This is a genomic window from Streptomyces sp. NBC_01478, assembly GCF_036227225.1.
Classification (GTDB): domain Bacteria; phylum Actinomycetota; class Actinomycetes; order Streptomycetales; family Streptomycetaceae; genus Streptomyces.
The window spans coordinates 7,185,000-7,197,537 of sequence record NZ_CP109444.1; the positions used below are offsets into that span (position 1 = coordinate 7,185,000).

The following is a 12,538-nucleotide window of genomic DNA, read 5'->3' on the forward strand; positions in this document are numbered from 1 at the left end:
AAACCCGCTGTCATGAGCAACAACTCCCGTCTGCGCCAGTTCGGTTCGAAGACCGCAGGACCCGGCCACCCCGTCTACGTCGTCGGTGAGATCGGCATCAACCACAACGGTGAGCTGGAGAACGCCTTCAAGCTGATCGACGCCGCCGCCGAAGCCGGCTGCGACGCCGTCAAGTTCCAGAAGCGCACCCCGGAGATCTGCACCCCGCGCGACCAGTGGGACATCGAGCGCGACACCCCCTGGGGCCGCATGACCTACATCGACTACCGCCACCGCGTGGAGTTCGGCGAGGACGAGTACCGCCAGATCGACGAGTACGCCAAGAGCAAGAACATCGACTGGTTCGCCTCCCCGTGGGACACCGAGGCCGTCGCCTTCCTGGAGAAGTTCGACGTCCCGGCCCACAAGGTCGCCTCCGCCTCCCTCACGGACGACGAGCTGCTCCGCTCGCTGCGCGCGACCGGCCGCACGGTCATCCTCTCCACCGGCATGTCGACCCCGAAGCAGATCCGCCACGCGGTCGAGGTCCTCGGCAGCGACAACATCCTGATGTGCCACGCCACGTCGACCTACCCGGCGGTGGCCGAGGAGCTCAACCTCCGCGTCATCAACACCCTCCAGGCCGAGTTCCCGAACGTGCCGATCGGCTACTCCGGTCACGAGACGGGCCTGCAGACCACCCTCGCCGCGGTCGCCCTCGGCGCCACCTTCGTCGAGCGTCACATCACCCTCGACCGCGCCATGTGGGGCTCGGACCAGGCGGCCTCCGTCGAGCCGCAGGGCCTGACCCGCCTCGTCCGCGACATCCGCACCATCGAGGCCTCCCTCGGCGACGGCGTCAAGAAGGTCTACGAGTCGGAGCTCGGCCCGATGAAGAAGCTCCGTCGCGTCAACGGCGTCGTCGCCGAGGCGGAGATCGCCGCGGCCGCGGGCGAGCCGGTCTCGGTCTGAGTTTGAGCCATTAAGCGCCAGCGTCACTTACGGTCACGGGACGGTCGTACGACAATGAGCCCCCACGCCGGCAAAGCCGGTCTCACCCCCCACACTCTCGCGTTCGTGGAGAGTCCGGTACAGCTTCTGAACGTGCTGGAGTGGGCGCACCTGCGTGCGCCCCGAGCCGAGGAGGCACCCGGCGGGGGGCTCACCCTCGTGGTCCTGTCGCCGACCGACCCGATGACCCGCGGCCAACTGCGCCGCATGGCCGACCTCGCCCGCGACGAAGGCCACACCGTGCGCTGGGAGGAGGCGCGGGGCGGACCCCTGGCCCCCTTCCAGACCATCGGCGGCCTGGCCCGGCTCCTCCGCCGGGCGGACCGGATCGTCATGGGCGACCCGTTCTCGCGGTATGTGCAGTTGTTGCTCACGATCACCAGGGCACGCGACCTGGTCGTGGTCGACGACGGCACCGCCACGATGGAGTTCGTCGCCCAACTCGCCAGCGGCGAACGCCTGGTGCGCTGGCACCGCAAGGGCGGCCGCCCCGGCCCCCGCGACCTGATCTTCGCCCCGGTCTCCTCGGCGGCCCGCCGCCGCCTCACCCCGAGCGCCCGCCGCACGGTGGAGATCTTCTCGTCCATGCCGATCGAGACGACCCCGGAGGGCGTCACGATCACGGCCAACGCCTTCGCCTGGACCCGCGCCACCTTCGGCCCGCCCCGCATCACCAAGGGCGCCGACATGGTCGGCACATCCCTGGTGGAAACGGGCGTGGTCGACAACGACCGCTACCTGGAGGCGGTCGCCACCCTCGCCAAGGCCCACGGCGCGACCCGCTACTTCGCCCACCGCCGCGAGAGCACGGAGAAACTCCACCGGCTGGCGGTGGAGACGGGCCTGGAGATCGTCCGCCCGGACCTTCCCCTTGAACTGATCGCCCGCCGCGGCCCCATCGGCCGTACGATCCTCAGCTTCCCCTCGACCGTCGTCCACACCTTGCCGCTGGCCCTGGTCGGCACGGAGGTCCGGGTCGCGGTGTGCGACATCGACCCCGCGTGGCTGACGGAGAACGCCTCGCCTCGCGCGCAGGGGTTCCTGTCGGGGGTCACGGGGACGGCGCGGGATGTGCATCGGCTGTCGGCGGTGACGGTGGCGTAGGACGGCCGGGGCGGGGGCGGCCTGTCACGCTCAAGGCGTGCAACCACAACCAGGAATCGCGCCTACGACCCCGCCCACCGCCGGCACCCTGTTCGCCGCCCTGTACGGCGAACTCACCCCGCACGCCTGGCACGACCCCGACTCCGAGCACGACGCGTATCAACTGTTCCACCGGCGCTCGCTCGCCATGGGCTGGCTGGAGGACCGGGCGGTCCTGACCTCGGGGCGCACCGGCGAGGAGCGTCCGGTCGGCGGCCCGGGACTCTGGGCCATGAACGACGCCGGTTGGGCCCACCCCGGGGCCGCGCCCGACGCGGGACTGGTCTCCTGGTTCCAGGTAGAGGCCGGTCCTGTGACGGCCGAACGGCCGCTCCCCGTCCAGCCGTTCCTCCGCTGCGCCCAGGACGTGACGGCACGGATCGGCACGGTACGGCTCTCCGCCGTGCAGGTGCTGTTGCCGGTCCAGGGAATCGATCCCGGCACCCGGCCGCCCTACGCTGCCGTACCGTCCCTCCTCACCACCGAGTGGTTCGGCGAGCGCGACCCGGCGGCCAGGACCCCGGTGGACGTCCGCGTCAACAGCGGACGCGATCCGGTGATCCCGGCCGTCGCGCGTCAACTCGCCCAGGATCTGCGGGACTTGAACCAGGACGTGTTCACGTGCGGGGATCACGACGTCGCCGCGCCGGGCGATGTCCTTCCGCCGCTGTTCCACGACAGCTTTTGGAACGGGCCGCCCCTGCACGGCATGACACTGCGCGGGGATCTCGCCGAGTGGTCCTGCGACGCGATCGGATGGCTGGCCGCTACCGTCGCCGACTGTGCCGCCCGGCTCGGGGTGCGGTCACCCCTGCTCCTTACCGTCACCGCTCATTCGGAAGCGGAAGGCTTGTGAGCCAGAATGAAGGCGCGGCCCAACCTCTGCTGGCCCGTGGGCTCCACGCGGGCCTGTGCGGCGAGGGTCAGGCCCGCCTCCGTGAGGTGTGCGGCGATCTGGGCCGGGGTGCGGAAGTAGTAGTCGAGCGCGATGTCCTGGCCGTAGCGCTCGGTCATGTGGATGTGCTCGCCCTCCGAGGCCTGGAAGGCGAGCAGGACCTGGCCGCCCGGCCGCAGGACCCGGTGGAACTCGGCGAAGACGTCCGGCAGGCGGTCGTCCGGGATGTGGATCGTCGAGTAGAGGGCGATCACACCGCCGAGGGTCTCGTCCGGTACGTCCAGGGCGGTCATCGAGCCCACCTCGAACCGGAGTTGGGGATGCGCCTCGCGGGCCAGCGCCACCATGTGCGGGGAGAGGTCGATGCCGAAGGCCGGGACGCCGAGGGCGTTCAGGCGCGCCGTCACATAGCCGGGGCCGCTGCCGACGTCGGCCACCGGTGCCTTGTCCGCCGCCGTACGGACGAGCTCGGCGAAGGCGGCCAGCAGGGCGGTTTCGAGGGGGCCCGCGCCCAGGCCGTCGGGGTGCTCGGCGCTGTACGCGGGGGCGATCGTGTCGTAGGAGGAGCGGGTGGCCTCTATGAAGTCCGCGGTCGCAGCCGCGTTCGGGTCGGTCACGTCGGCGGACCCTACCAAGGACACACTGCGTAGCCGTAGCGTCGCGTGGCGGTGAGGATTCCGCGATACGGACGGTTCAAGCTGTGCTGTGGTGAGGCGTGGTATCCCAGAAGAAGCGGGAAGTTTACCCATCCCAGCAAGCAGCTATGCGGCCGGCGGTCAGATTTTCTTCGACTAACGGGTTGAACTTTTGTTGATCGAGGGTCAGTTGACCACCCGGGCGCCCTACCCTTCAGAGGGTGAAGCAATTGAAGTCACCAGAGTCCGAGGCAGAGTCCGAGGTCGAATCCGTCGGGAATGTGCTTTCGGGCACCCTGCCGGAGGACCTGCGTGCCGAACTCGTCGCCTTCCGGCGCGACTTGCACATGCACCCCGAGCTGGGCAACCAGGAGTTCCGGACCACCGCCGCGATCAAGGCCCGGCTGGAACAGGCCGGTCTCCAGCCGCGCGTCCTCGCCATCGGGACCGGGCTCGTCTGTGACATCGGCCCCCGCGACACCGCCGTACCCATGCTCGCGCTGCGCGCCGACATCGACGCCCTGCCCATCCCGGACACGAAGAGTGACTGCGCGTACCGCTCCACCGTGCCCGACCGGGCCCACGCCTGCGGCCACGACATCCACACCACCGTGGTGCTCGGCGCCGGCCTCGTGCTCGCCAGGCTGCACGAACAGGGACTGCTGCCGCGGGCCGTACGGCTGCTCTTCCAGCCCGCCGAGGAGGTCCTGCCCGGCGGCGCGGCCGACGCCATCGAGTGCGGGGTGCTGGACGGGGTGGGGCGGATCATCGCCGTGCACTGCGACCCCAAGGTGGACAGCGGGCGGATCGGGCTGCGGGTCGGTCCCATCACCTCGGCCTGCGACCGGCTGGAGGTCTCCCTGGACGGCCCCGGCGGGCACACCGCCCGGCCGCACCTCACCACCGACCTGGTGACCGCCGCCGCCCGGGTCGCCACCGACGTGCCCGCCCTCGTCGCCCGCCGGATGGACGCGCGCAGCGGGGTCTCCGTGACCTGGGGGCGGATCGAGTCGGGGCACGCGCCCAACGTCATCCCGCAGCACGCCGAGCTGTCGGGCACCGTACGGTGTCTCGATCTCGACGCCTGGCGGCAGGCGCCCGACGTCGTGCACGCGGCGATCGACGAGGTCGCCGGGCTGTACCGGGCCAAGTCCGCGATCAACTACGTGCGCGGGGTGCCGCCCGTGGTCAACGACGTGCTCGTCACCGAGCTGCTGCGGGACGCGATGATCGCGCGGCGCGGGCCCCTCTCCGTCGAGGACACCGAACAGAGCCTGGGCGGCGAGGACTTCTCCTGGTACCTGGAGCACGTGCCCGGCGCCATGGCCCGGCTCGGCGTGCGGACCCCGGGGGAGCGGACCGTGCGCGACCTCCACCAGGGCGACTTCGACGCCGACGAGTCCGCGATCACGGTCGGCGTGGAGCTGTTCACCGCCGCCGCGCTGATCGACGCCGCGCTCTGAACGGGAAGGGGACGTGGGAGTGCCCGTTCGGTACCCCTACGTCCCCTTGTGTCACCCGGGTGTAACCACCGGCGCGTGAACGTAACGCGGCGGCGGCACGATCCGGTAACGGCAAGGAGAAACCCCGTTCCCCTCCTCGTCTACGCGCGTTACTGTGCGCGGAAATCGCCACAGTGGCGGCGGCTTGGGGAAGCGGTCCGATAACGGTGCCGTGGGGACGAAGGAGTGCTTGCTGTGCGTCAGACATCTCGGAGGACGAAGTTCTCCCAAGCAGCGGTGGCCGTCACGGTCATCGCCCTCGCGGCCACCGCCTGCGGTAGCTCCAGCAAGGATGCCGACAAGGCCACCGACAGTTCGTCGTCCTCGTCCGGCAAGTACACCGGCAAGGGCATCGGCCTCGCCTACGACGTCGGCGGCAAGGGCGACCAGTCCTTCAACGACGCGGCCTACGCCGGTCTCCAGAAGGCCGAGAAGGAGTTCAACATCTCCGGCCGCGACATCGAGCCGCAGGACAACGAGTCCGACGCGGACAAGGTGCAGCGCCTGGAGAGCCTGGCCACGGCCGGCTACAACCCGGTGATCGGTGTCGGCTTCGCCTACGCCCCCGCCGTCAAGGAAGCCGCCGCGAAGTTCCCGAACATCACGTTCGGCATCATCGACGACGAGCAGGACAAGGCCGCCAACGTGGCCGACCTCGTCTTCCACGAGGAGCAGTCCTCCTACCTCGCGGGCGTCGCCGCGGCCAAGGCGACGAAGAAGAACCACATCGGCTTCATCGGCGGCGTGGACGTCCCCCTCATCCACAAGTTTGAGGCGGGCTTCGACCAGGGCGCCAAGTCCGTCAACCCGAGCATCAAGATCGAGTCGCAGTACCTGACGCAGACCGCGGCCCAGGGCGGCTTCTCCAGCCCCGACAAGGGCAAGGACGCGGCGAGCGGCCAGATCGACGCGGGCGCGGACGTCATCTACGCCGCCGCCGGTCTGTCCGGCCAGGGCGTCATCTCCGAGGCCTCTGCCAAGGGCATCTGGGCCATCGGTGTGGACTCCGACCAGTACGAGCAGGCGGCGCTCGCCAAGTACAAGGACGCCATCCTCGGCTCGGCACTGAAGAACGTCGGCGGCGCCGTCTACGACCTGGTGAAGTCGGTCTACGAGGGCAAGCCCAAGACCGGCGTGGTCCGCTACGGCCTCGACAACGACGGCGTCGGCTTCTCCGACACCAACCCGAAGTACAAGGCCATGACGGCCGCCGTCGCCGCGGTGGACAAGGCGAAGGCGGACATCATCGCCGGCAAGATCACCGTCAACACCAAGTAGTACGACCCGCCACGACCAGGGTCTACGACTAGGCCCTACGGGCATCGTTGCAGCCTGGCGCCCCTTGCCTCCCGCAAGGGGCGCCAGGCTGTCCGTACGCTGGCCACCATCTGTGGCCACAGCTCTATAACGGACCGGACAGATGGGGTTTTCCGTCTGGTCTACGCGCGTTACGCTGCGGCGGAACCAGCGCCTGGTTTGGGCGCTTGCACGAAGGAGTCTCGTTCCATGCGCCGGGTGTCCCGAATCGCGGTTGCAGGCGTTGCAACCGCAGCTCTTGCAGTAACCGTCTCCGCCTGCGGCAGCTCGTCCAGCGAGTCCAGCTCCAGCAGCTCCAGCAGTGCCGGCACGTCCAAGGGCATCGGTCTTGCCTACGACGTCGGCGGCAAGGGTGACCAGTCCTTCAACGACGCCGCCTACGCGGGTCTCGTGAAGGCCGAGAAGGACTTCGGCGTCAGCGGCCGTGACGTCGAGCCGCAGGACAACGAGTCCGACGCGGACAAGGTGCAGCGCCTGGAGACCCTCGCCAGGTCCGGCTACAACCCGGTGATCGGTGTCGGCTTCGCCTACGCCCCCGCCGTCAAGGAAGCCGCCGCGAAGTTCCCGAAGATCACCTTCGGCATCATCGACGACAACACCATCACGGCCGCCAACGTCGCCGACATGGTCTTCCACGAGGAGCAGTCCTCCTACCTGGCCGGCGTCACCGCCGCGCTGACCACGAAGTCGAACACCGTCGGCTTCATCGGCGGCGTGGACGTCCCCCTGATCCACAAGTTCGCGGCGGGCTTCGAGCAGGGCGTCAAGGACACCAAGAAGGGTGTCACGGTCAAGACGCAGTACCTGACCCAGACCGCCGCCCAGGGCGGCTTCTCCAGCCCCGACAAGGGCGAGGCCGCGGCCGAAGGCCAGATCGAGGCCGGCGCGGACGTCGTCTACGCGGCCGCGGGTCTTTCCGGCCAGGGCGTCATCAAGTCCGCCGCCGCGCACAAGGTGTGGGCGATCGGTGTCGACTCCGACCAGTACAACCAGGCCGCGCTGGCCAAGTACAAGCCGTACATCCTCACCTCGGCCCTGAAGAACGTCGCGGGCGCGGTGTACGACCTCTCCAAGTCCGTCATCCAGGACAAGAAGCCGCTGAGCGGCGAGATCCGCGGCTCGCTGAGCAACGGCGGCGTCGGCCTGGCCGACTCCAACCCGACCTTCAAGGACAACGCCACCCTGCAGGCCGCCCTCACGAAGGCCGAGGCGGGCATCAAGGACGGCACGATCAAGGTCAAGACCTCCTGAACCGTAGGTTCTAGGCCAGTCACGACCATGGCCAAAAGAGCGCTGTAATGACAGCGTTACGGCCACGGAACGGGGTGTGGGGAGGATGTCTCCCCGCGCCCCGTTCGCGCGGCAGAATGCTCGGAACGGATCGGATGCCAGACAAAAACCGGTCAGGTCCGGGCACTATTTAAAGCAGGGGCGCTACGCGCGTAGAGAGGCCCCTTTCCACAAGGAGAGTTCGCCATCGACGCGTCCAGCAACCCTCCACTCGGCGATCAGTCGACGATCGCGGTCGAGCTGGTGGGGATCACCAAGCGCTTCCCGGGTGTCGTCGCCAACAGCGACATCCGCTTCAGTGTCCGCAAAGGCACCGTGCACGCCCTCGTCGGCGAGAACGGCGCCGGCAAGTCGACCCTGATGAAGATCCTCTACGGCATGCAGAAGCCGGACGAGGGCACCATCGCCGTCGACGGCGAGCAGGTCACCTTCTCCTCACCTGCCGACGCCATCGCCCGCGGCATCGGCATGGTCCACCAGCACTTCATGCTCGCCGACAACCTCACCGTCCTGGAGAACGTCGTCCTGGGCAGCGAGAAGCTGCACGGCATCGGCGGCGGCGCCCGCAAGAAGATCAAGGAGATCTCCGACCGCTACGGCCTGAACGTCCGCCCGGACCTTCTCGTCGAGAGCCTCGGTGTCGCCGAGCGCCAGCGCGTGGAGATCCTCAAGGTCCTCTACCGCGGCGCCCGCACCCTGATCCTGGACGAGCCCACCGCCGTCCTGGTCCCGCAGGAGGTCGACGCCCTCTTCAGCAACCTGCGCGAGCTGAAGTCCGAGGGCCTCGCCGTCATCTTCATCTCGCACAAGCTGGGCGAGGTCCTGTCGGTCGCCGACGAGATCACCGTCATCCGGCGCGGCACCACCGTCGGCACGGCCGTCCCCTCCGCGACGACCCCCCGCCAGCTCGCCGAGATGATGGTCGGCAGCGAACTCCCCACCCCCGAGACGGCGGAGTCGACGGTCACCGGCACCCCCGTCATCGAGGTCAAGGGCCTCACCGTCTACGCCGCCGGTGCCTCCCTCGGCCCCGAGTCGGAGCCCGTGGGCGGCGGACTGGTCGGCGACGCGGCCGTCGGCGGCGCCGCCAAGCGCGTCCTCGACGACGTCACCTTCACCATCCACGCCGGTGAGGTCATGGGCATCGCCGGCGTCGAGGGCAACGGCCAGACCGAGCTGATCGACGCGCTGATCGGCCTGAAGAACGCCGACTCCGGCACCATCGCCTTCCTCGGTGACGACATCACCCCCTGGGCCACCCGCAGGCGCCGCGAGCACGGCATCGGCTACATCCCCGAGGACCGCCACCGCCACGGCCTCCTCCTGGAAGCCCCGCTGTGGGAGAACCGCATCCTCGGCCACGTCACCGAGAAGCCGAACGCCAAGGGCGTGTGGCTCGACATCAAGGGCGCCCAGGCCGACACCCGCCGGATCGTCGAGGAGTACGACGTCCGCACCCCCGGCATCGACGTCACCGCCGCCTCCCTCTCCGGCGGCAACCAGCAGAAGCTGATCGTCGGCCGCGAGATGAGCCACAAGCCGAAGTTCCTGATCGCCGCCCACCCCACCCGCGGTGTGGACGTCGGCGCGCAGGCCGCGATCTGGGACCACGTCCGCGATGCCCGCCGCGAGGGCCTGGCCGTACTGCTGATCTCCGCCGACCTCGACGAGCTGATCGGCCTGTCGGACACCCTGCGCGTGATCTACGACGGCAGGCTGGTCGCCGACGCCGACCCGGCCACCGTCACACCCGAGGAACTCGGCTCGGCCATGACCGGCGCCGCGTCCGGTCACCTCGAACACGTCGAGGACGAAGCAGACGGCGCGGAGACCACCGTAGAAAACGGCGCGGACAGCACCGTAGAAAACACGGACGACACCGCCGCCCCGGAGGACGAGGCCCGATGAAGAAGTTCGACAAGGAGCGCGTGCTCCTCGCCGTGGCCGGCCCGGTCATGGCGCTGGTCGCCGCGATCCTGCTGACCTCGGTCGTGCTGCTCGCCTCGGGGAAGAACCCGATCGAGCCGTACAACCTGATGCTCCAGCAGATCGGGTACTCCGACGTCCAGGTGCTGATCATCAACCAGGCGTCGATGTACTACATCGCCGCCCTGGCGGTCGCCCTCGGCTTCCGGATGAACCTGTTCAACATCGGCGTCGACGGCCAGTACCGTCTCGGCGCCGTGATGACCGCGGTCGTCGGCGCGCACATCGGCCTGCCGGCCGTCCTCCAGGTGCCGCTGCTGCTCCTGGTCGCGATCCTCACCGGCGCCTTCTGGGCCGGCATCGCGGGTGTCCTCAAGGTCACCCGGGGAGTCAGCGAGGTCGTCGCCACGATCATGCTGAACGCGATCGCGACCAGCCTGATCCTCTACCTCACGCAGACCAACACCTGGGGCGTGCAGGTCGGCAACAACATGACGACCGGCATCATGAAGAAGTCCGGCTGGATCCCGGGCATCGACCTGGGCTCGGACGTCGGCGAGATCTACGGCCTGGTCTTCCTCGCCGCGATCATGGGCGTCCTGTACTGGCTCGTCCTCAACCGCACCCGCTTCGGCTTCGACCTGCGCGCCACCGGCGAGTCCGAGTCCGCCGCCGCGGCCTCCGGCGTCGACGCCAAGCGCATGACGCTCACCGCGATGCTGATCTCCGGCGGTGTCGCGGGCCTCGCCGGCCTGCCGCTGCTGCTCGGCGACAGCCACACCTACAGCCTCACCTTCCCCGAGGGCCTGGGCTTCACCGCGATCGGCATCGCCCTGCTGGGCCGCAACAACCCGGGCGGCATCGCGCTGGCCGCCCTCCTCTGGGCCTTCCTCGACAAGGCGTCTCCCGCCCTGGACTACGCGACCCCGGTCGCGTACCAGAAGGAGATCGCGACGATCATGCAGGGCCTGATCGTCTTCGCGGTCGTCATCTCGTACGAGGTCGTCCGCACCTGGGGCCTGCGCCGCCAGCAGAAGCGCGTCGGTGAGGAACTCGCCGCTGCCGCCCGGAACAACTCCGAGAAGAAGGAGGTGGCGGCCCGATGAGTACCGCGACCATCGCCAAGCCGCAGGCGCAGCAGCCCGGCAAGGGCGGCCGCCGTTTCTCGCTCCCCGTGCTCCTGCTGATCATCGCGGGCGCGCTCATCCTCACGTCGATCGTCCGCCTCATCACGGGCGCCGACGGCATCACGTCCACCGGCCAGATGTCCACGGCCCTGCGCGCGGCGGTGCCGATCGGCCTCGCCGGTCTCGGCGGCCTCTGGGCCGAGCGCGCGGGCGTCGTCAACATCGGCCTCGAAGGCATGATGATCCTCGGCACCTGGTTCGGCGCCTGGGCCGGCTACCAGTGGGGTCCGTGGGTCGGCATCGTCTTCGGCATCATCGGCGGCTGCCTCGGCGCGCTGCTGCACGCGATCGCCACGGTGACGTTCAACGTCAACCACATCGTCTCCGGTGTAGCCATCAACATCCTGGCGCTCGGTACGACCCGCTACCTCTCGAAGTTCACCTTCGCCAACACCGAGCAGGGCTCCGCCAAGCAGTCCCCGCCGATCGACTCCCTGGGCACCTTCGACATCCCAGGGCTGTCGAGCTGGCTGGACACGCTCAACGAGAAGCACTGGTTCCTGATCTCGGACATCGCGGGCCTGATCGGCGGTCTGATCACCGACCTCTCCCCGCTCACCGTCATCGCGGTCGCCCTCGTACCGGCCACCTGGTGGATCCTGTGGCGCACCGCCTTCGGCCTGCGCCTCCGCTCCTGCGGTGAGAACCCGGTGGCCGCCGAGTCCCTCGGCGTCAACGTCTACAAGTACAAGTACATCGCCGTGATCATCTCCGGCGGCTTCGCCGGCCTCGGCGGCGCCTTCCTGTCGATCGTCGCGTCCAACGTCTACCTCGACGGCCAGACCGGCGGCCGCGGCTACATCGGCCTCGCCTCGATGATCTTCGGCAACTGGATGCCGGGCGGACTCGCCCTCGGCGCGGGCCTGTTCGGCTACACCGACAGCCTCAACCTGCGCGGCGGCGCCACCAACGTGCACGCGCTGATCCTGCTGATCGGCTTCCTGCTCGTCGCGGGCTGCGCCTACATGGTGTGGAAGAAGCGATACGTCCCCGCCGTCGTCACGGCGGTCATCGCGGCCCTGATGTTCGTCTGGTACGCCACCACCGACCAGGTCCCGACCCAACTGGTCGGCGCCAGCCCGTACATCGTCACCCTGCTGGTGCTCTCGCTGTCCGCGCAGCATCTGCGGATGCCGAAGGCGGACGGCCTGCCGTACCGGAAGGGACAGGGCAAGTGACCTCGCCCGCCGCCGAGTTGGCCGTCGACTGGGACGAACTGCGCGCCGAGGCGCGGGAGGCGATGTCCCACGCGTACGCGCCGTACTCGGGCTATCCCGTAGGGGTCGCCGCCCGTGTCGACGACGGCCGCACGGTCTCCGGCTGCAACGTGGAGAACGCGTCGTACGGCCTGGGGCTGTGCGCCGAGTGCGGGCTGGTCTCCGACCTTCAGCGCACCGGCGGCGGCCGGCTGACGCACTTCACCTGCGTCGACGGCAAGGGCGACATCCTCGTCCCGTGCGGCCGGTGCCGGCAGTTGTTGTACGAGTTCGGGGGCCCCGGCCTGCTGGTGGAGACACCGGCGGGCATCCTGCCGCTCTCGGAGATGCTCCCGCAGGCCTTCGGGCCGGACCATCTCACCAGGTAACTCCCGTACGGCCCCGCTGAGTTGGTTCCTCTCCCGCAGCGGGGCCGCACATTTTCTGAACGTTCGGA

The 12,538-nt window shown here is 69.2% G+C and carries 11 protein-coding genes; 10 read left to right on the top strand and 1 reads right to left on the bottom strand.

Going from position 1 to position 12,538, the window contains the following annotated elements; all coding sequences use genetic code 11:
- Window positions 1–12: 12 nt before the first annotated feature.
- The 3 genes from OG223_RS32660 to OG223_RS32670 are packed head-to-tail and all read left to right on the top strand — an operon-like array spanning window position 13 to window position 2,989.
- The gene (locus tag OG223_RS32660; protein WP_329256252.1) at window positions 13–951 is read left to right on the top strand and encodes an N-acetylneuraminate synthase family protein; all 939 of its coding nucleotides are present in this window, start codon (window positions 13–15) and stop codon (window positions 949–951) included.
- Between the two features lie 54 nt (window positions 952–1,005).
- The gene (locus OG223_RS32665; RefSeq protein ID WP_329256253.1) at window positions 1,006–2,094 is read left to right on the top strand and encodes a hypothetical protein; all 1,089 of its coding nucleotides are present in this window, start codon (window positions 1,006–1,008) and stop codon (window positions 2,092–2,094) included.
- 37 nt (window positions 2,095–2,131) lie between these two features.
- A complete protein-coding gene (locus OG223_RS32670) occupies window positions 2,132–2,989 on the top strand; it encodes a hypothetical protein (protein WP_329256255.1) in 858 nt (285 codons plus the stop codon).
- Here OG223_RS32670 and OG223_RS32675 read toward each other — a convergent pair.
- The gene (locus OG223_RS32675) at window positions 2,965–3,645 is read right to left on the bottom strand and encodes a class I SAM-dependent methyltransferase (protein ID WP_329256257.1); all 681 of its coding nucleotides are present in this window, start codon (window positions 3,643–3,645) and stop codon (window positions 2,965–2,967) included. The genes OG223_RS32670 and OG223_RS32675 overlap by 25 nt on opposite strands.
- A 239-nt stretch (window positions 3,646–3,884) precedes the next feature.
- Between OG223_RS32675 and OG223_RS32680 the strand changes: the two genes are divergently transcribed.
- From OG223_RS32680 to OG223_RS32710, 7 genes are all read left to right on the top strand, one after another.
- Window positions 3,885–5,126, top strand: coding sequence for a M20 family metallopeptidase (locus tag OG223_RS32680; protein WP_329256259.1), 1,242 nt, complete (start codon window positions 3,885–3,887; stop codon window positions 5,124–5,126).
- A 276-nt stretch (window positions 5,127–5,402) separates the two neighbouring features.
- A complete protein-coding gene (locus OG223_RS32685) occupies window positions 5,403–6,443 on the top strand; it encodes a BMP family lipoprotein (protein ID WP_329265598.1) in 1,041 nt (346 codons plus the stop codon).
- A 228-nt stretch (window positions 6,444–6,671) separates the two neighbouring features.
- Window positions 6,672–7,733, top strand: a complete 1,062-nt coding sequence (locus OG223_RS32690) for a BMP family lipoprotein (RefSeq protein WP_329256261.1) — start codon at window positions 6,672–6,674, stop codon at window positions 7,731–7,733.
- Window positions 7,734–7,958: 225 nt separating this feature from the next.
- Complete coding sequence (locus tag OG223_RS32695) at window positions 7,959–9,680, top strand: ABC transporter ATP-binding protein (RefSeq protein WP_443073856.1); 1,722 nt, start codon at window positions 7,959–7,961, stop codon at window positions 9,678–9,680.
- Window positions 9,677–10,804, top strand: coding sequence for an ABC transporter permease (locus OG223_RS32700; protein WP_329256263.1), 1,128 nt, complete (start codon window positions 9,677–9,679; stop codon window positions 10,802–10,804). The genes OG223_RS32695 and OG223_RS32700 overlap by 4 nt, the downstream gene beginning before the upstream one ends.
- Window positions 10,801–12,063 carry an ABC transporter permease gene (locus tag OG223_RS32705; protein WP_329256265.1) on the top strand — a complete coding sequence of 421 codons (1,263 nt, stop codon included), beginning with the start codon at window positions 10,801–10,803 and terminating at the stop codon, window positions 12,061–12,063. The genes OG223_RS32700 and OG223_RS32705 overlap by 4 nt, the downstream gene beginning before the upstream one ends.
- Entirely contained in the window at window positions 12,060–12,470 is a 411-nt protein-coding gene (locus OG223_RS32710; protein WP_019066919.1) for a cytidine deaminase, read from the top strand. The genes OG223_RS32705 and OG223_RS32710 overlap by 4 nt, the downstream gene beginning before the upstream one ends.
- Window positions 12,471–12,538: the final 68 nt, after the last annotated feature.

Excerpts from the sequence above, each read along its gene's own strand:
- OG223_RS32690 (WP_329256261.1), top strand. The coding sequence starts at position 6,672 with ATGCGCCGGGTGTCCCGAATCGCGGTTGCAGGCGTTGCAACCGCAGCT.
- OG223_RS32660 (WP_329256252.1), top strand. The coding sequence starts at position 13 with ATGAGCAACAACTCCCGTCTGCGCCAGTTCGGTTCGAAGACCGCAGGA.
- OG223_RS32705 (WP_329256265.1), top strand. The coding sequence starts at position 10,801 with ATGAGTACCGCGACCATCGCCAAGCCGCAGGCGCAGCAGCCCGGCAAG.
- OG223_RS32665 (WP_329256253.1), top strand. The coding sequence starts at position 1,006 with ATGAGCCCCCACGCCGGCAAAGCCGGTCTCACCCCCCACACTCTCGCG.
- OG223_RS32700 (WP_329256263.1), top strand. The coding sequence starts at position 9,677 with ATGAAGAAGTTCGACAAGGAGCGCGTGCTCCTCGCCGTGGCCGGCCCG.